The sequence below is a fragment of the Leifsonia sp. McL0607 genome (genome assembly GCF_049993355.1).
Taxonomy (GTDB): domain Bacteria; phylum Actinomycetota; class Actinomycetes; order Actinomycetales; family Microbacteriaceae; genus Leifsonia.
The window spans coordinates 3,758,871-3,777,397 of record NZ_CP188253.1 but is presented as its reverse complement, the minus strand read 5'-3'; the positions used below and the strand labels follow the sequence as shown (position 1 = coordinate 3,777,397).

The 18,527-nt window shown below is 64.0% G+C and carries 25 protein-coding genes and 2 pseudogenes; 14 read left to right on the top strand and 13 right to left on the bottom strand.

The window, feature by feature from the left end; all coding sequences use genetic code 11:
• Positions 1–351: 351 nt before the first annotated feature.
• Positions 352–927: a hypothetical protein gene (locus tag ACPPVW_RS18170; RefSeq protein ID WP_426624452.1), complete on the top strand. Its 576-nt coding sequence runs from the start codon at positions 352–354 to the stop codon at positions 925–927.
• A gap of 54 nt (positions 928–981) precedes the next feature.
• On the opposite strand, the gene ACPPVW_RS18165 is transcribed toward ACPPVW_RS18170, so the two are convergent.
• Complete coding sequence (locus tag ACPPVW_RS18165; protein WP_426624451.1) at positions 982–1,563, bottom strand: hypothetical protein; 582 nt, start codon at positions 1,561–1,563, stop codon at positions 982–984.
• Positions 1,564–1,709: 146 nt separating this feature from the next.
• Here ACPPVW_RS18165 and ACPPVW_RS18160 point away from each other — a divergent pair, with 146 nt between their 5' ends.
• The 5 genes from ACPPVW_RS18160 to ACPPVW_RS18140 all read left to right on the top strand — a co-directional run bounded on the left by ACPPVW_RS18160 (position 1,710) and on the right by ACPPVW_RS18140 (position 3,482).
• Positions 1,710–1,955 (top strand): helix-turn-helix domain-containing protein, encoded by a 246-nt coding sequence (locus ACPPVW_RS18160; protein ID WP_426624450.1) that lies wholly within the window; start codon positions 1,710–1,712, stop codon positions 1,953–1,955.
• A 107-nt stretch (positions 1,956–2,062) separates the two neighbouring features.
• Positions 2,063–2,284 carry a hypothetical protein gene (locus ACPPVW_RS18155; RefSeq protein WP_426624449.1) on the top strand — a complete coding sequence of 74 codons (222 nt, stop codon included), beginning with the start codon at positions 2,063–2,065 and terminating at the stop codon, positions 2,282–2,284.
• Between the two features lie 339 nt (positions 2,285–2,623).
• Positions 2,624–2,896 carry a hypothetical protein gene (locus ACPPVW_RS18150; RefSeq protein WP_426624448.1) on the top strand — a complete coding sequence of 91 codons (273 nt, stop codon included), beginning with the start codon at positions 2,624–2,626 and terminating at the stop codon, positions 2,894–2,896.
• Positions 2,897–2,948: 52 nt separating this feature from the next.
• Entirely contained in the window at positions 2,949–3,176 is a 228-nt protein-coding gene (locus ACPPVW_RS18145; RefSeq protein ID WP_426624447.1) for a hypothetical protein, read from the top strand.
• 9 nt (positions 3,177–3,185) lie between these two features.
• On the top strand, positions 3,186–3,482 hold the full coding sequence (locus ACPPVW_RS18140) for a hypothetical protein (protein ID WP_426624446.1): 297 nt from the start codon (positions 3,186–3,188) through the stop codon (positions 3,480–3,482).
• A 39-nt stretch (positions 3,483–3,521) separates the two neighbouring features.
• On the opposite strand, the gene ACPPVW_RS18135 is transcribed toward ACPPVW_RS18140, so the two are convergent.
• A complete protein-coding gene (locus tag ACPPVW_RS18135; RefSeq protein WP_426624445.1) occupies positions 3,522–3,809 on the bottom strand; it encodes a hypothetical protein in 288 nt (95 codons plus the stop codon).
• A gap of 215 nt (positions 3,810–4,024) precedes the next feature.
• On the opposite strand from ACPPVW_RS18135, the gene ACPPVW_RS18130 reads away from it, so the two are divergent.
• Entirely contained in the window at positions 4,025–4,579 is a 555-nt protein-coding gene (locus ACPPVW_RS18130; RefSeq protein WP_426624444.1) for a hypothetical protein, read from the top strand.
• Here the strand turns inward: ACPPVW_RS18130 and ACPPVW_RS18125 are convergent.
• From ACPPVW_RS18125 to ACPPVW_RS18100, 6 genes are all read right to left on the bottom strand, one after another.
• Complete coding sequence (locus tag ACPPVW_RS18125) at positions 4,576–5,358, bottom strand: hypothetical protein (RefSeq protein ID WP_426624443.1); 783 nt, start codon at positions 5,356–5,358, stop codon at positions 4,576–4,578. The genes ACPPVW_RS18130 and ACPPVW_RS18125 overlap by 4 nt on opposite strands.
• Positions 5,355–5,747: a hypothetical protein gene (locus ACPPVW_RS18120; RefSeq protein WP_426626343.1), complete on the bottom strand. Its 393-nt coding sequence runs from the start codon at positions 5,745–5,747 to the stop codon at positions 5,355–5,357. The genes ACPPVW_RS18125 and ACPPVW_RS18120 overlap by 4 nt, the downstream gene beginning before the upstream one ends.
• Before the next feature lie 149 nt (positions 5,748–5,896).
• Positions 5,897–6,073, bottom strand: a complete 177-nt coding sequence (locus ACPPVW_RS18115) for a hypothetical protein (RefSeq protein WP_426624442.1) — start codon at positions 6,071–6,073, stop codon at positions 5,897–5,899.
• Positions 6,074–6,214: 141 nt separating this feature from the next.
• On the bottom strand, positions 6,215–6,532 hold the full coding sequence (locus ACPPVW_RS18110) for a hypothetical protein (RefSeq protein ID WP_426624441.1): 318 nt from the start codon (positions 6,530–6,532) through the stop codon (positions 6,215–6,217).
• On the bottom strand, positions 6,529–7,098 hold the full coding sequence (locus tag ACPPVW_RS18105; RefSeq protein ID WP_426624440.1) for a hypothetical protein: 570 nt from the start codon (positions 7,096–7,098) through the stop codon (positions 6,529–6,531). The genes ACPPVW_RS18110 and ACPPVW_RS18105 overlap by 4 nt, the downstream gene beginning before the upstream one ends.
• A gap of 115 nt (positions 7,099–7,213) precedes the next feature.
• Positions 7,214–7,858 (bottom strand): recombinase family protein, encoded by a 645-nt coding sequence (locus ACPPVW_RS18100; protein ID WP_426626342.1) that lies wholly within the window; start codon positions 7,856–7,858, stop codon positions 7,214–7,216.
• Positions 7,859–8,012: 154 nt separating this feature from the next.
• Here ACPPVW_RS18100 and ACPPVW_RS18095 point away from each other — a divergent pair, with 154 nt between their 5' ends.
• From ACPPVW_RS18095 to ACPPVW_RS18080, 4 genes and pseudogenes are all read left to right on the top strand, one after another.
• Positions 8,013–8,405 (top strand): VOC family protein, encoded by a 393-nt coding sequence (locus ACPPVW_RS18095; RefSeq protein WP_426624439.1) that lies wholly within the window; start codon positions 8,013–8,015, stop codon positions 8,403–8,405.
• A gap of 195 nt (positions 8,406–8,600) precedes the next feature.
• A pseudogene (locus tag ACPPVW_RS18090) lies at positions 8,601–8,888 on the top strand (epoxide hydrolase N-terminal domain-containing protein); the annotation flags it as partial.
• Complete coding sequence (locus ACPPVW_RS18085) at positions 8,869–9,759, top strand: alpha/beta fold hydrolase (RefSeq protein ID WP_426626341.1); 891 nt, start codon at positions 8,869–8,871, stop codon at positions 9,757–9,759. The pseudogene ACPPVW_RS18090 and the gene ACPPVW_RS18085, both read left to right, overlap by 20 nt.
• Positions 9,760–10,144: 385 nt before the next feature.
• Positions 10,145–11,401: pseudogene (locus ACPPVW_RS18080) on the top strand (IS3 family transposase).
• On the opposite strand, the gene ACPPVW_RS18075 reads toward ACPPVW_RS18080, so the two are convergent.
• Together ACPPVW_RS18075 and ACPPVW_RS18070 are read right to left on the bottom strand one after the other, a co-directional pair.
• On the bottom strand, positions 11,353–12,201 hold the full coding sequence (locus ACPPVW_RS18075; protein WP_426624438.1) for an IS630 family transposase: 849 nt from the start codon (positions 12,199–12,201) through the stop codon (positions 11,353–11,355). The pseudogene ACPPVW_RS18080 and the gene ACPPVW_RS18075 overlap by 49 nt on opposite strands.
• A 336-nt stretch (positions 12,202–12,537) precedes the next feature.
• Complete coding sequence (locus ACPPVW_RS18070) at positions 12,538–13,497, bottom strand: hypothetical protein (protein WP_426624437.1); 960 nt, start codon at positions 13,495–13,497, stop codon at positions 12,538–12,540.
• A gap of 312 nt (positions 13,498–13,809) precedes the next feature.
• On the opposite strand from ACPPVW_RS18070, the gene ACPPVW_RS18065 reads away from it, so the two are divergent.
• A complete protein-coding gene (locus tag ACPPVW_RS18065) occupies positions 13,810–13,962 on the top strand; it encodes a hypothetical protein (RefSeq protein WP_426624436.1) in 153 nt (50 codons plus the stop codon).
• Positions 13,963–14,459: 497 nt separating this feature from the next.
• Here ACPPVW_RS18065 and ACPPVW_RS18060 read toward each other — a convergent pair whose 3' ends face one another.
• Both ACPPVW_RS18060 and ACPPVW_RS18055 read right to left on the bottom strand, forming a co-directional pair.
• Positions 14,460–14,942 (bottom strand): hypothetical protein, encoded by a 483-nt coding sequence (locus tag ACPPVW_RS18060; RefSeq protein ID WP_426624435.1) that lies wholly within the window; start codon positions 14,940–14,942, stop codon positions 14,460–14,462.
• Complete coding sequence (locus tag ACPPVW_RS18055) at positions 14,939–15,319, bottom strand: hypothetical protein (RefSeq protein WP_426624434.1); 381 nt, start codon at positions 15,317–15,319, stop codon at positions 14,939–14,941. Before ACPPVW_RS18055 ends, ACPPVW_RS18060 begins: the two co-directional genes overlap by 4 nt.
• Before the next feature lie 138 nt (positions 15,320–15,457).
• Between ACPPVW_RS18055 and ACPPVW_RS18050 the strand changes: the two genes are divergently transcribed.
• Positions 15,458–16,732, top strand: coding sequence for a GntR family transcriptional regulator (locus ACPPVW_RS18050; RefSeq protein ID WP_426624433.1), 1,275 nt, complete (start codon positions 15,458–15,460; stop codon positions 16,730–16,732).
• Between the two features lie 175 nt (positions 16,733–16,907).
• Positions 16,908–17,498, top strand: a complete 591-nt coding sequence (locus ACPPVW_RS18045) for a hypothetical protein (protein WP_426624432.1) — start codon at positions 16,908–16,910, stop codon at positions 17,496–17,498.
• On the opposite strand, the gene ACPPVW_RS18040 is transcribed toward ACPPVW_RS18045, so the two are convergent.
• Positions 17,495–18,454, bottom strand: a complete 960-nt coding sequence (locus ACPPVW_RS18040) for an IS481 family transposase (protein WP_426624431.1) — start codon at positions 18,452–18,454, stop codon at positions 17,495–17,497. The genes ACPPVW_RS18045 and ACPPVW_RS18040 overlap by 4 nt on opposite strands.
• Positions 18,455–18,527 lie beyond the last annotated feature (73 nt).

Here is an 18,527-nt window from a genome sequence, read left to right as displayed (position 1 = left end):
GAGGCCGCGACCTGCCCTGCTCCTCGTCCCGGGGTGCGCTTGCGCGCCGCGGCCCGCGGGGTGCGGGGGAACGTCCCCCGCGAGACGCCGCAGGCGGCTCAGACCCAGCCGCGACGATCGCGAGATATCCACAGCGGCGTTCATGCTCTGGTCCGGCCACGCCGACCGTGCACAGCATGGAGTGCTTCGGGACTCACAGAATCCTCCGACCCGGATCCACGCGACGCAGACCCCCGTCGCTGGGCTGAGCATGACCGTACCGGGCCTTGCAGGAGAAGTGAAGCATGTGAGCAGATGACGCGGCGTATTTCGATGCCAGCCCATGGAAGGATGGCAAGACCAGATCGGAGGGTGGCACAGATGCTCTTTCAGGATGCGCAGGAGACGACCGGGTGGCCGGAGGAGATGTCAATCCGAGTTTCGGATGGTTCACATCTTCTTGACCTGCTGTGGTTGAGGCATCGGGCGATCGGCAACGCCGAGCCTTCACTGCCGCCCGCCGAGCTTGCCGGAGAGCCGTCTGCTTCTGCTGATCCGGTGCTCGTCGGAACCTGGGAGCGAACCTGGAAACAGAGCCTCGACCATCTGCGACGCGTGCAGGAAGCGGATCCCCGCTCGATGAGCGAGCGTTCTGACCTCTGGGCCGTCCCCCCGAGCACCGCCACCCTTATCGATGCGTTCGACCTTGATGTCAGCCAGGGGGTGAGTCTGTGGCGGGAGAGCCTCAGCTCTGCACCCGGGGCTGAAATGGCAGTCGTCGACAGCGTGCGTCGCGCGTGGGAAGCGGGCTTGCGGGTCGTCATCGAGCTCCCACTTGACGGCTCCTATTTCAGGAGACTAAGTGACGCGACCCTCGTGGTTTCTGCTGTGACACGTCGCGACAGCGCCGAGTATTCGAAAACGCTGAACACGTTCGTCTCCAACTAGAACAGAAAAGGAGCGGGTGCCGTTCTGAGAACAGCACCCGCTCCTTTTCCGATTTCAGGAATGGAAGTTTTCGCCCGGCGAGCCGGACACGCAGACCGTTCCATTGTTCATCACGACGTTCGATCCCGGAAGGACGTTCGCGAAGTCGCCACCACCGGAGAATGACCAGCTACTGCTCCAGGACGCCCCACTTGGACCACTCCAGCTGAAGGACGGAAGACCACTCCATCCCCACACCTGGACAATCCAGAGCTTGGCGATCACCGGGCGAGGAACGACGTAACCGGTGGAGATGAACTTCGAGTTACCCTTGGACACCGCGTTGATCCACGAATTGCCGCACGGGCCCTGCACCCAGGTCGTTCGGGCCTTTAGAGCCGAGCTCGCCAGCCGTTCTTCGAACGCGATCGCCTCGGCGCTCACTGGAACCGAACGTTGCTCCCCGGTGCTATCCGTGACGATCTTGTACCCATTGGCTTCGGCCACCGCAGGATCAAATCCGGCTGGCACCATCGCCTCAGAAACGTTCAACGTCACGGTTTCAGCGCCCGGCGTCTCCGAGGCTTGAGCAGCAACTGCTCCCGAGAAGATGAGCGCACCAGCGGCGATCGCACCAAGGCCTGCACGGATCCTCATACGTGTAGAAATCAACTGAAATCGTCCTTTCCTCATTGAAAGCAATGCCGTTTCTAGAACCTAACCTAAGTACGTAACCACGTCCACTATTTTAGATTTCATGACTGGGGAGCCAGCCCAGCTGTAAGACAGGGAGGCGATCGGCCATGACCGAGGCATCCAGTAGGCAGCTGGGGGAGAATCTCCGTGCCGCCCGCCAAGCTGCGGGACTGTCGCAGAATGAGCTCGCTGTCCATTCCGGTATTCACGTAGCGACCGTGACGAAGGCAGAGGACGGGCTGACGAGCCCAACTGTCACCACATTGCTCAGGCTCGCCTTCGCTCTCGACTGCAAGGCCAGCGCCCTCCTGGAAGGGGTTGAGCTGACAGCGCCACGGCCTCGCCGCCGCTGAGCGCAAGCGCTCCCGTCGATCCGGTGGCTGGCAGACAGCGTCTTGCGTTCACGGATCCGGAAGAGAGCAGCAGCCGAACGGTCAGCATCGTGATGAGATCTCCGGCTGTGACCGCGACGTGGAACCGGAAGGTGCTGGTGCCGAAGCCGGGGGAGCGGTGGCGGCCGATGCTCTCCGCTCTGGTGGAGACGACGACCGCCGTGGCGGTGGATTCGCCGACGCTGCCGACAGCGGGGAATCTCGCTCGTCTGCAGGGCAAGCTTCGCAGCGCAGAGAGCACCCTGGTCGTCGACACGACTGGCCAGGTGCCGGCGCGACGCTCACAGTGACCGGGAGCCGGGCGTCCGGGCTCGTCGGCGGCTGGGGCCTCCTGACCGACCGCGAGCTCGACCTCGCGCCCTTTGGCCGCGGCGGCCGCCGCGCTCGAACACTTGGCATCCGTGAGGGACACCTCGAGCGGACCCCCTCGGCCTGCTACCACGCCCTCTGACCGCTGACCTGTGCGGCCGCTTGCGGGCGCGCGGCGCGCGGGGGGCGTCTCGCGGGGGCGGGGGAACGTCCCCCGCGAGACGCCGCAGGCGGCTCAGACCCACCCGCGACGATCGCGAGATATCCACAGCGGCGTTCATGCTCTGGTCCGGCCACGCCGACCGTGGGCAGGATGGGGGATGCTTCAGGACTCGCAGAATCTTCCGACCCGGATCCACGCGACACCGGCCGACGCCGATGGGCTGAGCTTTCACGTGCCGTTCGGTCGGCTCCCGGAACTTCTCACCGAACTCGCCGACGTCGACACCGACTTGGGGAGCGCGCTCCCGGACACGCTGCGCGAGCTCGCCTCGTCGGTGACGTTCGCGGCGTTGGCGATGCCCAAGCTTCGGGAATCGGCGACCGGCGCGATCGCCTACCAGCTCGACGAGCTGTTGAAGTACGCGCCGTGAAGCGCCAGCTGAAGTTCCGTGTCGCGGACTTCGGCAGCGTAGCCTGGGCGGCGTGGCAGGGATCGAAGATCTGTTTCAGAGCCTGCCCGCGCGGCTGCTCTACCCGGCTCGGACCATCGAGCACTCGGTCCCCGCGCTTGGCGGCCGGCCGCCGGCGGAATTCGACCTTCCGACCACGGACGGCCGCTGTGAACGGTTCCGGCTACGCGGCTGGGACGGTGACGTGGTCGAGTACGAGCTCGTCAACGAGCCGGGGGAGGATGACGGTGGCGCGCCGTAGCCTGGGGCCATGCGGATCCGCGGCGTCATCCAGCCCACCAAGGTCACGGAGCTGACCGCGTCGGCCGACGACGTCCAGACCGCGCGCGAGGCGATCGAGGTGCAAGTGCCCGACGGGTACGACCTGCTCCAGGTGCACAACACGATGGCGCCCGGCGGTGCCGTCGTCGCCACCGCCCGCATTCGCCCGTCTGAGATACAGGAGCTCGAGGCCGAGGGGATCGGCTACATGGCCGCGCGTGATGCGCTCCGATCTCGGGTCCCGGAAGGTTGGCGGCTCCTGCACATCCTCACCGTCGAAGGATGAGCGCTACGACGTCGTCAATCGCGGCCGGAACAGCCTGTTTCACACGTGACGACGCCATTCCTCGACAAATGTACCGTTCTGCTGGTCTCGTATCGCCTTGGCGAATGAGCGCCGTTCCCACCAACGTTCGATGGCTCCGTAAAGGCTGGCGATGACGATGCAGGGTGCGGCGATGATCAGGGCAGAAACTGCGACCCAGAACGTGCCTTGGATCATGAACACGACCGCGGCAGCCACTAGCCCGATCGGCACGATCACGAAGAGTCGCATGGTTGAACGATAGGCCCGCGCGGTCGCATCGTCTATGAAATTCTGTGGATTGCTCACTTTCCTTTGGCTTCAGCTCACATGCGCCCTGCGTCCGCTGGCCGCATGCCCCTCGACTGCGTCCGCTACCCGATCAGGCAGAGCCTCATGGTGACCGCTCGCGTCGCGATGTCGTCCTCGCGGTCGCGGGTCCTTGACCATGCCGGTGTCGATGTCGACGAGTCCGAAGCGATGTGCCGAGAGCGGCGTACCCGGTGCGCCGATAGAGTCCGAAGATGGACTGCGACCCTGCTCAGATCGTCTACCAGCTCGACCGCATCGCCGACGCTCGGAATGCGGGCAGTGACAATACTCTGGCGATCATCGCGATTATCCTGTCGCTTGTCGCGCTGCTCTGGCAAATTACACTCACGATCATCAGATGGCCTCAAGTCAGCGTGGTCATGTCAAGGAGCGCCCAGACCCCCATCGGTCAAGCGCCCCGCTACAGCTTCCACGTCACGGCCATCAACACGGGCGCCGAGGCTGTCACCATCGTAGATGCGGGGATAGCGCCTGTCAGTGGTAACGGCGCGCTCCTCGCATCGGTTGCCGGGTTCCGCGAAAACGGCGATCAGCCTGACGTCATCGGGCCGACGCTGCCGGCTCGACTGGAGGCGCACGGGGCACTTACGTGGACCATCCCGGGAACCCTCATACGAGCGGAAGGCGGACCATTCCGCGCGTATGCTGCCCGATTCCAGCCACTGGTTCCGGGGCGGGAGAGCCCTCATAGGTACAGCTATTCCTCAACGACCGAATCGATCGCCGTTGACGGCGAGCCGTCCTAGCGGGACTCGATGTAGTGGAACTGGAGTGCGCGCTTGAAGGCGGAGTCTGTCAGCTCGATCGGCAGGCCGCTGTCGACAACCACGGGCTCGGCTGACAGGCCCGCGTCGACTGCCCGCATCCAGTAGGCCCACGACGTCCCCTCAGCCTCTCCCGAGCGTCCGTACTTCGAGCCGAACTGGACCCCAAGCGGCTGACTGCCATCGTCCAAGGTGACCTCTTCGCGAAGCCACGTTGCAATTCGCGTCGTGAGCTTCCGGTCGTTCGATGTCGTCTCGGACACCGTCAGGGTGCCGGTGATGCCCCACTTGAGAAGCCGGTCCTCGAGCGCGGCCGAGACAGCCGACAGGGTGTCGCTGCTCGTAACGTCGATCCACCAGCCGTCGGGAAACGTCATCTGATACATCCGCCGGCCGTCACGCCAGATCGTCGGCAGCCAGCCCGGTTGCATGTTCCCGGCCTTCAGCCAGTCGGCCTCGACCATGGCGCGCGCCTTCTTGGTCGAGATTCCGAAGAGCTCGGCCGTCTTCCGGATGGCTCGATCATGGCTCGCTGCTTCCTCGTGAGCCCAGGCCAGCGCCTCGATGTACGCGGTTTCGGTGCTGTCCGAGGCATAGACCGTGCGACCTGGGGTGTCCCAACGGTTCCATGCCCGTCGCTTCGAGCCCTCCCGCACGGGTGGATTCATGGGGCCGTAGGACGACTTCGCAACCCGGTAGACCGGCGCGCTCGGGCTCGCTACCAGGCGTAGGCCGGTTGCCGAATCAACCCGATCCGTCACCCGAGGAAGCCGTCCTCGACCATCGCCGCTGCAGCTGCCGCTGCCTCCTTGAATCGGTTCTCGCGGATGGCGTCTACGGGGGTGTCGTAGTCCAGGAGCGGGTTCGACCCGATGAACCACATCCGGGCGACGTGCTCGCCCTCGGAAGCCGTGATCGCAAGCCACTGAGTGTGCGCGAACTGCAGCCGGCGCACAGCATCATTCTTCGGCTCGGGGCCGTCAGCTCGGGCCCACTTGTAGCTGATCTTCGGATCCTTGCTGCCAGCCAGGGATGCAACCAAGGTTGCGCCGAGCGCCGAGTTCAAACGCCTTGTGATCTCTCGGATACCGATCTTCGCAGACTCCGCGTAAGCGTTGCGAGTCGTCGTCGCCATGTTCACCGTGACCACCTCCAACAGCAACCCTAGCAACAATCCACAGGACGGCCTACGGGGATTCCATAAATTCACCCCCTCGTGATCTTCTAGAAATCTACCCATGAAGCTGGTGGCACGGTATAGATCAGCCAGCAGTTGAACTGAACTCGCGTCCTGTCAGCTCAGATGGAGCTTTCGGACGGATCAGGTTCCCTGACCCATCGTTTGACGAGCGTGTTCACGCAGATGGGGCGGGCGAGTGGCTTGCCGACTTTGTCCGGATAACCTGTGTTCTCGAGCGTGATTGCTTGGACGAAGTGGTTGGTCATGTCGTCGACGTCGTTGGTGACCTCGATCACTCGCCGCCCGGCCCACTGGTCCCGCTCTCGCCACCGGGTCCCTCGCAAGTTTGTCACTGGACCTCCTCCGTGAGGATGGTCCCTGAGTCGACATCGAAGCGGGGATGGTGAGTAGCGAGGTCGTGGATGCTGTTCGAGAGATCAGTGAGGGCGCCCGCTTGGTCGAGGAGCGTTCTGGCAATCTCGAGGCGAACCCAGTCGGTGTTGACCGCGTTGATCGCGTTCTGAAGGCTCGCGGCGACCCCACTTTAGGCCAAGCTGCTCTCCCAACCGGTAGTAAAGGTCGGCAGCCTCGCCCGGGGTGATGGCCAGCTCTGAGCCTGAGCCGGATCGGGTGCTCACGATGATCTTCACGCTGCGGCGGCGGGTGGGGTCCTGCTCGATGGTGATCTCGTCGTCGGCGTTCCAGTCCTCGGCCAGCTTGTCAAGCGCTGCCTGGCCCGGGTTGTTCGCGGTCATGAGGCGACTCCGTTCTGCTCCTGTTGGACGTAACTGTGGCGCAATGGTTGTCCCATGGCTCCGGACGCGACGCCGTTCGGTACGAACCGTCGACCGGCCCAAGTGATCTCTGGAGGTGGTGGACCGTAGCCACGGATGTTCTTCCAGCCGCGTTCGAGGATCAGTCGGACGAACTGGAGACGCTGGTTCGGGTCACCTTCGCCCCACATCTCTTCGGCGAGATCGTCGACGAGCTGACCCACGCGTTCGCGCGTAACCCCGACAGCCGCGGCGATATCGCCGATCGCGAGGCCCTGCAGCGCGAGATTCTGGATGACCGTCGCCGTCTGTTCGGCTATCGCGGCTTGTTCGAGCTTCCACGCTTGCCGCCGCTTGAATAGCTCGGCGGCTTCCTGCATGAAGTCGTCGCTGTACTCCCAGCGGACTGCACTCCAGCCGGGACGGTCGATCAGCTGTTCGGCGCGCCGTCGGGCATCCGCCAGGCGTACGTAGCCGAACTGCGCCTGCCCAGGCAGCTCGACCTGCCAGCCGTGTGGCTCTTGGGAAATCTGCACGATATCGGACATGGAAACATGGTGACATATTCTCAAAAAGCGTCAAGCCGCTTCGCGGTTTTTACTGGCAGGAGCGGGTGTCGCTGAGGAGGGAGTTGTTTCTGGTCCTTCACAACGGCTCTTCGCCTTAGACCACACGGTTCGAGGTCGCAGACCGTGTCGCGGTGGCCCCTTCCGCTCGTTGGATGGCGCGGTACACGGTGGAGCGAGCGACACCGAACAGCTCGGCTATTTCGGCTGTGGTGTGCGCACCCTGGCGGTGCAGATTCACCAGGTGTCTTTCCTGTGCGACGGAGAGTTTGGGCTTCTTCCCGCGGAGACGGCCCTTCGCCTTCGCCACGGCCATTCCTTCCCGTGTACGCATCCGGATCAGGTCGGACTCGAACTCTGCGACCATCCCGAGCACATTGAACAGCAGCCGGCCGACCGGGTCGCTCGGGTCGTATACGCTGCCGCCGAGGCTGAGCGCAACACCTTTCCGTGTGAGCTCGTCCGCGATGTCCCGCGCGTCGGGCAGGGACCGAGCGAGCCGGTCGAGCTTTGCGACAACCAGTGTGTCGCCGGCACGCACTGCCGCTAGCGCCTCACGGAGGCCGGGCCGTTCCCGGTTAGTGCCGGTGAGGCCGTGGTCGACGTGGATGTTGTCCTCATCGACGCCGAGCGCGCGGAGGGCGTTGCGTTGCGCGGTGAGATCCTGTGCGTTGGTGGAGACGCGGGCGTAACCGATGAGCGTGATCCGGACTGTAGCGTTTAAGGCACCATCACCGGGCATATTTGCGGGCGGGTCTTGCGGGATCGCCTGCACATGGAAATCCGCGATCCATCGAGTTTCGGATGGGGCCGCGCCGGCGTCCCGTTGATCGACCGCATAGCGCACGCTGTCGCCGACCCTCGACAGGGTGCATACCCGCGACTAGCGTGGCCACATGATCACCGGTCTTCACGCGATCGTGTACAGCGACGACCCGGAGGCGACGCGGGCGTTCTTCCGGGAGGTGCTCGTCTGGCCCTTCATCGAGGCCAGGCCGGGGTGGCCGATCTTCGATACCGGTGCGAGCGAGACCGCTGCGCACCCGCGCACCTGGGAGGGGAGCGATCAGCCATACGCCCAGCGGCACGAGTTGTCGTTGCTGTGCGACGACCTCGACGCGACGATGGAGGAGCTGCGCACGCGGGGAGCGACCTTCGCCGGCGAGGTCGATGAGCGCCCCTACGGCCGATGCGTGTTCCTTGAAGTGCCCGGCTTGGAGCCCATGCTGATGTACCAGCCGCTGTACTCGCCTGCCTGGGAGGGCCCGGGCGGAATCACGCTCCCCTGAGCAGGTCGGAGCTCCCTCAGGCACGCGATGGGTGTGGCGCGAGAACACCCCAATGCAACTGTTGCGCTCGTCGCTGAGGCCGGCGCGGTAGACGACCCCGTACCGAACGCGTGTTGCTGTGGGGCGATCTCGCCCAAATCGTCAGGGTTGAATGCGGGCTTCCTCATGGTCGCTCGGGCGATCTAGGTTATATAGATGGAAGCAGTCCCGGTTGGACAGGTGACTCCGTTCGTGATCAGCGTGGATGAGTCAGTGCTGAATGATTTGCGCGATCGGCTCGAGAATACGAGATGGCCGAAGAGTGCCGCTAACACGACGTGGTCAACTGGCCCTGACCTGACGTACCTACGAGAAGTCGTTCGTTACTGGGCGACGGACTATGACTGGCGTGCCGAAGAGGCACGCCTCAACCAGTACTCACATTTTATCGCCGAAATGGGAATGACTCAGCTGCACTTCGTGCATCACCGGTCCGAGCGCCCGAACGCCACCCCCCCTACTCCTCCTCCACGGCTGGCCGAGCACCTTCGCCGAGTACCTTCCCGTGCTGGATGCACTCACCAACCCGGACTCCACCAGCGACGCTTTCGACGTTGTCGTCATGTCACTCCCGGGATACGGCTTCTCGACCCGACCATCGCAGCCTGTGACGTATGCCACCGTCGCCAAATGGGCCCACCAACTGATGGCGATACTCGGATACGACAGGTTCGGGGTAGGCGGCGACGATTTTGGGGCGGGAGTGGCGACCTTCATGGCCCTTCAGCACCCCGACCGAATCGTCGGGTTGCACCTGACCCACCTCGAGTTCCGGCCACCGCTCGGTCCCGGCACCCCTCCGCTCACCCCTGAGGAACAAAGTCACCAAGACGCTATCCAGGCTTGGGTTGCTTCCGACCATGGCTTCGCCGCGATACAGCGCTCCCGGCCCGGAGCCCTGTCCGTGGCGATGGCCGACTCTCCTTCCGGCATGGCTGCATGGATCTTGGACAAATGGCACGGTTGGGCTGATCACCGTGGCAGTCTGGACTCCCTGCCGGGCCGCGATTTCCTCGTCACGACGCTCACCCTTTTCTGGGTGACGCAGACATTCGAGACATCCATCCTCGACTACCTTGACAACGCGGCGCCTGAGGCGAAGCCCGGGGATCACGACCTCGTTGACTCCCCCACGGCGGTGGTCCTCTTTCGCCAATACGGCAATATCCGTTTGCCATCGATGCCGCGTTCGTGGGCGGCCCGCCGATATAACGTGAAGTCCTGGGAAGTCAAGGACGAAGGGGGACACTTCGCACCGATCGAGATACCACATGTCGTAGCTGAGAGTATTCGCCAGTTTTTCGGCGAGCTCTAGGCCACGCGGGTTGGAGCCAGAACCGTCACCCGCGAAGCGACGCCAACGCCAGATCACCGTTCCGTAGCCCATGTCCCACTGGACGGCGCGGAGGTCCCTACGCGTCAGATTCCGCCCTGTGGTCGGTATCTGACGAACGCGACTCGGGCGCATTCCATGGTGCCGAGGGAATGCAACTCCCCGCGAGTTAAACACTGATAATATATCTTATGTCAGCTATAAGACGACATCTTCGCATCTGATGCGAATACGCTGGTGGCAACGACTCCCCTTTAATCAGACCAAGGTGTTCGCAATTCCGCCCGCGATCAAGAACTTTCGGGAAGCATGAACCGTCCCCGGTTTGATGCCGTCTCCTTTCGAGTCTGGAAGGAAGATAGTGATCATGCCGAAGAGGATTCCGGAGGAGACCAAGCTGCGCGCGACGCGGCTGGTGCTTGATCATTTGGATGAGTATCCGAACCTGACGACGGCGTGCGAGACGGTCGCTGGCCGACGCGGGTTCGGAGCTGAGTCGTTGCGCCGGTGGGTGCGTCAAGCGCAGGTCGATTCCGGGCAGCGCGATGGGGTCACCTCGAGTGAGGCGGACGAGATCAAACGGTTGCGTCGGGAGAACCGTGAACTGCGTGAGGCGAACGCGATCCTGAAGGATGCAGCGGTTTTCTTCGCCGGGGAACTCGACCCCCGACGCCGTTGATTCTCGCGTTCATCGACGAGCAACGGGCCAAAGGCCGCGCGGTCGGGTCGATCTGCACCGTTCTGCGATCGCAGGGCGTGCGGGTCGCCGCACGGACATATCGGGCGTGGAAACACGCCTTGCCATCGGTTCGCGACCAGGCAGACGCGGTCGTCATCGACGCCCTGCTGGCGACGGTGGGAACACCGGAGAGCATGTATGGTCGGCGGAAGATGACCGCGCTGCTGCGCCGCCGCGGCCTGACCGTGTCCGCCCGCCGCATCGACCGGCTGATGCGGGAACTGGGCATGAACGGGCGCGTCCGCGGTCGCGGAGTGCGCACCACGATCCCGGATAAAAGCGCGACCCGGGCCCCGGACCTGCTGGATCGGGACTTCACCGCCGCCAGCACCGAACCTGGCCTGGGTGGCCGACTTCACCTATGTGCGAACGTGGGCCGGGTTCTGTTACGTATCCTTCGTGATCGATTGCTACTCACGCGCGATCGTCGGCTGGCACGCGGCCACGACCAAGACCACCCCGCTGGTGACCACCGCACTGCGGATGGGGCTATGGCGGCGCGATTGGGCCGGGCATCCAGCCGGAGCTGGGCTGATCCATCACAGCGACGCGGGCTCGCAATTTACCTCCGTGCGCTTCGCGGAGACCCTCGCGTTGGAGGGCATCGCCGCCTCGATCGGCTCGATCGGCGACGCGTATGACAACGCGCTGGCCGAGTCCACGATCGGACTATTCAAGAACGAAGCGATCCGCGAGGACAGCCCGTTCCGAAACGGCCCGCTCCGAACCGCCATCGACGTCGAATGGGTCACCGCCGAGTGGGTCGACTGGTACAACGCCAGACGCCTGCACAGCACCCTCGGCGACGTACCGCCGGAAGAGTTCGAGGCCAGCTACTACGCTGACCTCAACACGCCATCCCAACCGGCGATGGCACCCGCATAGGAGCGGCAAAGAACCGGGGACGGTTCAGCATGCAGCCAGGTCGTCACGGTGGGGTGTTTGTGGGTGCTGTAGTTGTCGCAGATCACGTGCACGTCCAGATCGTTCGGCACGTTCTGGTCGATCTTCTGCAGGAATTGCTTGAACTCGACCGCCCGGTGCCTGCGATGGGTGGAGGCGATCACCGTGCCGTCCTGCACGTTCATCGCGGCGAACAGGCTGGTCACCCCGTGTCGGAAGTAGTCGTGCGTGCGTTTCTCTGGCATGCCCGGCATCATGGGAAACGCCGGCTGCGACCGGGATAGTGCCTGCACCTGTGACTTCTCGTCCACGCTGAGCACCACGGCCGACTCGGGAGGATCGAGGTAGAGCCCGACGATGTCATAGACCTTGTCCACGAACAGCGGGTCGTTGGACAGTTTGAACCCGTCACTGCGGTGTGGCTTGAGGCCGAACGTCTTCCAGATCCGCCCGATCGTCGAGGCAGACAGCCCGGTGCGCTCGGCCATCTTCGATCGCGACCAGTGCGTCGCGTTCGCAGGTGTCGCCTCCAGCGTCGCGACTACGACGTCCTCGACCTGTTCCGCGGTGACCGTCGCCGGCCGTCCCGGCCGCGGATCCTCCGTCAGCCCATCCAGGCGGGCATCCAGAAACCGCGCCCGCCACTTCGTCACCGTGTTCGCCGAGCATCCCACCCGCTCCGCCACGGTCTTGTTGTCCAGTCCCTCACCACAGGCAAGGATGATCCGGCATCGCAGCGCCAGAGCCTGCGACGACTTCCGCCGCCGCGCCCACCGGGCCAACTGTTCACGCTCCTCACCCGTAAGGACCAGCACAGCTTTCGGGCGTCCCGTTCTCGGCATACCCCCGTCCTACAACTTAACCAACAAATTAACGGCGGAGGACACTTCCAATCGTCCACCAGAATCGCAGTGGAGTTGGCCTCTCTCAAATGCAGGGCGCACCTGAGATTGATATCCGGCCGCGCCACAGCGAGTCCGAGTACACCCGTAGGTGATAACCCTCTTATCCAGCCCGCGATGGCCTATTCCCATTGCGTGCATAAATGCGGCAAATGCTGAAGACCGCGGTCGGTAGTGCGACCGCGGTCTTCGGAGCAGGCTAAATCGGTGCGTCCTCTATTCGCCCCATACGTAGGCACGGGGGTCTACTGTGTTGTAGTGCAAACTGCCATCGACTTCGAAGGCGCTACCTGGGGCCACGAGCACACGTTGTCCAAAGAAGTGCGCCGACGTAGAAAACTCGTGACGAGTTCCTGTCGGGTACACATAGAATTTTTGCCCGGCATTCAGCGGCGGTGAAGTGACCGCCACCGATACGGACTTTGATTGCGTCCAGGTGTAGCTGATATGGGCGGTGATCCAGTCGTAGTTGATGCCCGCTCCCACCGTGACCGAGCTCGACACGGTGTCTGTGGATGTGATCGTGCAGGTACCGCCATTTGATCCAGCTGAGCAGTAGCGGAGCGGCGCTTCATACCGCACCTGCTCCGGAATTGACCTGAGGCCGGATAGGTCACGCCCCCAATTCGTGCTCTTTGTGGCTACGCAGCTCGGGTCACTGCCTGACTTGTCGAAAACGAACTTGACTTCGGCAACGCCAGACAGTACCGCATAGCCGGAGGAACTGTAGAGCGGTTTGAGTTGAATCGGAACGTTCGCAATCGTGCCGCTGATACCGAGGTTGTGCCACGCCCCGTCCTGAATCATCGCGTCAGCCGACCACACCGACTTTTGGACCTCGGGCCCCACACCGCCCCGCTCTACCCAGAAGAAAAGATTGACGTTGGCCTTGTTTCCGCCGGCCTGACCGTTCGACCGTGTGATGCGGTAGCTATCGACTGTCGTTGTCCAATCGCCTCCCTCGCCTGACGGCGTGAACGTGGTCGTCAGATCAGCCTCCCCCTTGAAATCCCCGTTCGTGCAGGACTGAGTCAGTTTCACGATCGTTGCTGCCGGCGTCGCCGCCTGCGCCGGTGCCGATCCAGCCGGAACCATCATGAGCCCGGCAACTACCACCATCGCCGAGGCGACGCCGCCCTTGATCTTCGAATATCTACCATTCTTCATTTTTCTCATAATGCTTTTATAAACCCATGCATTGCCGTCACCCTCATCCGAAAGGCTGAGATTTACGCTGCGGGAGCTGCGCCGACTTTCGGACTGTGCATCGCAGGGTAGTGAGTCCCGATCCTCCGCCACTCCTCGTGCCACCCGGGTCCGATCCATCGCGAATCTGCCACACACGCCGCACGACGTACCCGCCGCCGACCTGTCGAGTGCATGCCCGTCTTGCCGCAGGGTATGCGTCGACGGAACATCACCCCGGCACTGACCACCCGGTGCATAGGGAGAGGCGTCCGCCCATTCACGAACCTCAAGGAGAAAAACATGCCCCGCATCCGCCTCACCGCCGCCCTCACCCTGCTCGCCCTGCTGACAGCCGTCCTTCTCGTCGGACTCATCCACCCGGACCTGCAGCAATTCACGCTGCAGGCCACCCGGCTGCTGCTGGCCTGCCTGGTCCAGCTGCTGCGCCCGTGAGGCGGTCAGTGTCGACGAGGATCCGGAGCCGCCGTCGCGCTGAAGCTGCGCTGCGCGCACCTTGTCCGCATCGGCCCCGGGCGGGGATTGGGACATCCATCCCCTGGCCGAGCAGTCCACGACCGTGCTGGATGACTGGCGGCTCGCACTGTGGTCAAGCGCTGGTTACTGTATCGGCCGGGTTTCGCGGAGGTGGAACCAGCCGGCGACTTTGCTGAGATGAGAGTCGTCGCCGGCGATCGGCGCCGCGTCGTGGATGCGGAGTCCCAGTGGGCATCTCGTCCTGATATGGCAGCCAGAGCGCACGGCACCAGGCGCCGCCGTGCTTACTGCCGAAGTGGACGCCGCGCGGTGTGCTGCCAACGTCGAGCTCGGCGTCGCGCATGATCTCGGCGATCATGGTCGTCACGTACCGGTTTTCGCTGGTGAGGACGGACACGTTCAAGGCTGGGATGCCCTGGTTCGCAAGGAACCGGGACACCGTGACTATGACAGCGTTAAACGGCGCCGTTGTGGGCGGACTCCAGCGCGGAAATCGACGCCGGATGCGCGACGTCGACCAGCCACCCGCCGCCCTCGATCATGACCTGGTACATGCGCCGGCTCGCTCGCCAGCTGGCCGGGATCGCGCCGACACCGCGGTAGTCGTCCTCGCCCCACTCCTCGGCTATCGCCTCGAGCAGCTGATCGACCGTGAGGTCGAGCACTGCAGCTATCGGAGCCAGCGGGTCGTCATCCCCAGCCCGGCGCTTGTACTGGGAAAGGACCTCGGCGTAGGCGCACTCGGCGGTTTCGGCGAGGTAGTAGGTGCGGCCGAGAGTGTCGAAGCGGCCCCACTCCTGCCGATGCACATCCGGCGTCCGCCACGGCGAGGACGGCTGTGCGTACCGTGCCTTCGCAACATGGGAGCCGACCGCCTGGTCAACGGGGACCAGGCGCAGCCCGGTCGCCGTGCAAGTACGCGGTTCGGGTACCGTCATTCGTCGACGTCGCCGTCGATGAACGCCTGCGCCGCCCGCCGGACCTCGGCGTGCCGGTCCTCGCGGATCGCCATGATCGGTGTGCTCTCGCCCAGGAGCGGGTTCCCGCCGATGAACCAACGGCGCGCGACATCCCGGCCTTCCTCTTCCTGCAGCGCCGTCCAGACCTGGTGCGCGAACTGCAAACGGTTCCATGCGGCCGGCCTCGGCTCAGCCCCCTCCGGACGTGCCCAGTCGTTCGGCTGCTGCCGGCTCTTCGCACCCGCCAACGCCGCCACGAGCGTCGCCCCAAGCGCATCGTTGAGCTGCCGCACGATCTCGTGCGGGTCGATCCTGTTCGTACTCCGGTGCAGACCCGCCGGCGTCAGTGTTGCCATGCCACCATGATACGCGAAGTTGACATCAACCCGTCAAAAAGCATCTTAAAAAATGGCCCGAAAGTTACGCTGATAATGTTCGATATGTCAGCTCAGGCTCTCTAGAGCACTTGATCTCCGCTGTGATAGGTTGTCTCCATGACAAGCGACACTCCGATCTATGAGCACATCCGTGCCGAGCTGCGCCGGCTTCTGGCGTCCGGTGCCTATAAGGTCGGGGACCAGCTGCCGACGACGCGCGAGTTGAGCGAGCAGTTCGGCACGAACGGCGTCCAGACGGTCCGCTCCGCATATGAAGCGCTCATCGATGAGGGCCTGGTCGTCGCGCGACAAGGCAAGGGCTACTTCGTCGCGGCGCTCCCGCTGCGCCGACTCGGCCTGCTCGGCCTCGCCGAGCGAGCGCGGGAGGCTCGCGAGGACGCTGAGCGCGCGGCCGGCCAGGCCCGCATCCTGGAGGTTGAGCTCGCGGCCGCCCTCTCGGATCATGAGCGTGTCGCCGTCGACGCGCTTACCGCCGCAGCCCGAGAAACCATCTCGAAAGCTGGCGGTAAGGAGCGCCGGCGCGACTTCGGCGAGATCGCCCTACAGGTTCTCGCCGGCGTCGCAGCGAACCTCGGCGGCGTCGAGCAGCTCCTCGCCGGGCGACCGGGATCCTGGGAGGCCGGCATTATCCGCAACGCCGTGAACGCGATCGCTCCCGACGACCTCCTCCCCCGCTACCGAACCGAACCGATCCGGATCACCCTCCCGATCTACGAGATCCTCTCCGATCGCACCGACGCGCAGCGACTGTATGACCAAGCGCAGCAGATCGTTCAGAAACGGATACAAGAGGCCGAAGACACCCTTCCGCAGGTAGACTCCGATCAGTTTGTCTGGGTCTACGACATCCACCCAGACCGCGACCCCACACCCCGCTCCCCCGGGACGCCGGAATGGTCCTGGGAGGCCTGGCGAGAGAGCCAGCTCCGCTATGAGGCACACACCGAGTGGATCCCCTACTTCGAGGCCGAGATCCGCGAGGGTGACCGATCCAAGTTGAAAGCCGTATACATCCCAAAGAGTCCTGAACTCGGTGACGAGTTCGACCGCTTGGAGGAGGAACGCGCCAACCAGATCGGCGCTCTCGACGTCGAGGAAGCGCTCGAGGAGCAGCGCATCCGCGAGTGGACCGCCTACGGCGCCGCCCTCAAGGCGAGGATCGAGCACGACGCCGCCCTGGTTCACGGTCTTGACGCGCCGCTCGAGATCGACGCGACCACCCTCGTCGACAAGGTGGGCGACGTCGGCCTCTACAACATCGACGGCTTCGTCCGCGACCTCATCGAAACCGCGATCGCCGCAACCCATTCCCCCGACCAGCTGCCCAGCACACCTCTGGAGCGCCTCGAGCTGAACGCGAAGCAGGGATGAACGCAGCTGAAAGGGGCTGGCAAGGTGGAGCAGTGCTAACACCAGAGACGGCCGGGCAAGACCACGGGTTCGATCTTCTTCGGCATGACGCACTCCTTCAACTCGAAAGGAAGCGGCATCGAATACGGGACGGTTCATGCTGCCGGCACAGGGCTACTACCATAACGTTCTGCCTATGACGCCCGGTGCCCACCAAGCCCTACAGTCTTTCGACCCTGACGGCGAGGATGTGATTCTGTCGCTCGCAGTGTCTTGGGCAGGCGCGGTTCGCGAGCAGCTCCACAACGTCAAGGAGCGAGTCAGGAACTTCCACAACGTCGACAATATGTACGAACGCATGGATGGTGACGTCACTATGGATGACCTCGCGGCCTCATGGCAGGCGGCGTGCACGGCTGAAGCCATGCTCGTGATCAGTGCCGACAATCTCGAGCGCTGGATCAAGAGGCTGTACACCGCACGCGGCCGTCAGCCGCGTGCGCCCCATCCACAGCTCCGTGCTCTGCGCAACGCCATCGAGCACATGGACGAGTCCGAGTTTGACGACGATGAGTGGGTCGCCCGCTCCGGCAAGTCCCAGAAGCTGGGCTTGGGCGCGTTGCCCGAGTCGCGCCTACTCATCTCGGTGGGAAGCAACGACAAAGTATTCGATCTCATTAGTCACGACGAGTTGCAGGGCATCGTCAACGCCCTGCTCGACGAACTCGAACGAGAGCAGACCGACTATGCGAAAGATCGGATCGCCTTCGACCACGAGGACCGCTAGGTGTAGTTCCCCGTGAGGTTGTGAACGCGGGCTGAGGGGACGAGGCCGCCGATTCCGGTGTGGGGTCTGTGGTGATTGTAGTGATGGAGCCAGGTGTCGTAGGTTGCGGCTCTGGCTTCGTCGCTGAGGTAGGCGTGCGCGTAGGCCCACTCGGTGGCCAGGGTGCGGTTGAATCGTTCGACTTTCCCGTTGGTCTGCGGCCGGTAGGGGCGCGTGCGCCGGTGCTTGACTCTCGTGCCGAGAGCGTCGGCGAACAGTTTCGACCGGTAGCACGCACCGTTGTCGGTCATGACCGCGGTGACGGTGATCCCAGCGGCGGTGAAGAACGCGTTGGCGCGCAGCCAGAATCCGGCGGCGGTCTCTTTGCGCTCATCGTTCAGGATCTCCGAGTAGGCCAGCCTGGAGTGGTCATCGATAGCGTGATGCAGGAACGCATAGCCGCGGCCGCGGTGCCGGGACGGTGCTGCTGCCCGCCCCAGGACTCGGTGGCCACCACCATCGGGGATGCGGCCGAGCTTCTTGATATCGACATGGACCAGTTGGCCGGGGCGAGCGTGCTCATAACGGACAGCCCTCGGTTTGCGGATAGGGAGCCCGGTCGCTTGATCGAGGTGGTGCAGTAGCGGCATCCGATACCGGGCCAGCACCCTGCCCACGGTGGAACGGGGAACACCGAGGTGGTAGCTGATCCGATGCGGACCCCACCGCCACCTGAACCGCAACGCCACGATCCGGCGCTCCAACCGGGCCGGACACCGATTCGGGGACGAGTGCGGGCGGGAGGGTCGGTCGGTCATCGGCAAGCCTGCGCGTGCCCGATCGACCCACCGTTTCGCCGTCGCGGGCGAGCACTGGAACCGTTCCGCCACCCGCCGCAATGACCACCCGTGCTCCAGAACCAGCTCGACCAGCCGTCGACGCCCTTCCGGCGTCAACGGTGCATTAGCGTGAGTCACGAAGACCTCCGTTGGCTAGATGTGAGTGTGGTAACCCACATCCTCCACGGAGGTCTTCGCTCACCTCAACCGT

Coding starts and splice junctions, on each gene's coding strand:
- ACPPVW_RS18050 (WP_426624433.1), top strand. CDS start 15,458: ATGACAAGCGACACTCCGATCTATGAGCACATCCGTGCCGAGCTGCGC.
- ACPPVW_RS18055 (WP_426624434.1), bottom strand. CDS start 15,319: ATGGCAACACTGACGCCGGCGGGTCTGCACCGGAGTACGAACAGGATC.
- ACPPVW_RS18160 (WP_426624450.1), top strand. CDS start 1,710: ATGACCGAGGCATCCAGTAGGCAGCTGGGGGAGAATCTCCGTGCCGCC.
- ACPPVW_RS18095 (WP_426624439.1), top strand. CDS start 8,013: ATGATCACCGGTCTTCACGCGATCGTGTACAGCGACGACCCGGAGGCG.
- ACPPVW_RS18045 (WP_426624432.1), top strand. CDS start 16,908: ATGACGCCCGGTGCCCACCAAGCCCTACAGTCTTTCGACCCTGACGGC.
- ACPPVW_RS18150 (WP_426624448.1), top strand. CDS start 2,624: ATGCTTCAGGACTCGCAGAATCTTCCGACCCGGATCCACGCGACACCG.
- ACPPVW_RS18065 (WP_426624436.1), top strand. CDS start 13,810: ATGCCCCGCATCCGCCTCACCGCCGCCCTCACCCTGCTCGCCCTGCTG.
- ACPPVW_RS18140 (WP_426624446.1), top strand. CDS start 3,186: ATGCGGATCCGCGGCGTCATCCAGCCCACCAAGGTCACGGAGCTGACC.
- ACPPVW_RS18110 (WP_426624441.1), bottom strand. CDS start 6,532: ATGACCGCGAACAACCCGGGCCAGGCAGCGCTTGACAAGCTGGCCGAG.
- ACPPVW_RS18130 (WP_426624444.1), top strand. CDS start 4,025: ATGGACTGCGACCCTGCTCAGATCGTCTACCAGCTCGACCGCATCGCC.
- ACPPVW_RS18100 (WP_426626342.1), bottom strand. CDS start 7,858: ATGCCCGGTGATGGTGCCTTAAACGCTACAGTCCGGATCACGCTCATC.
- ACPPVW_RS18060 (WP_426624435.1), bottom strand. CDS start 14,942: ATGACGGTACCCGAACCGCGTACTTGCACGGCGACCGGGCTGCGCCTG.
- ACPPVW_RS18165 (WP_426624451.1), bottom strand. CDS start 1,563: ATGAGGATCCGTGCAGGCCTTGGTGCGATCGCCGCTGGTGCGCTCATC.
- ACPPVW_RS18105 (WP_426624440.1), bottom strand. CDS start 7,098: ATGTCCGATATCGTGCAGATTTCCCAAGAGCCACACGGCTGGCAGGTC.
- ACPPVW_RS18070 (WP_426624437.1), bottom strand. CDS start 13,497: ATGAGAAAAATGAAGAATGGTAGATATTCGAAGATCAAGGGCGGCGTC.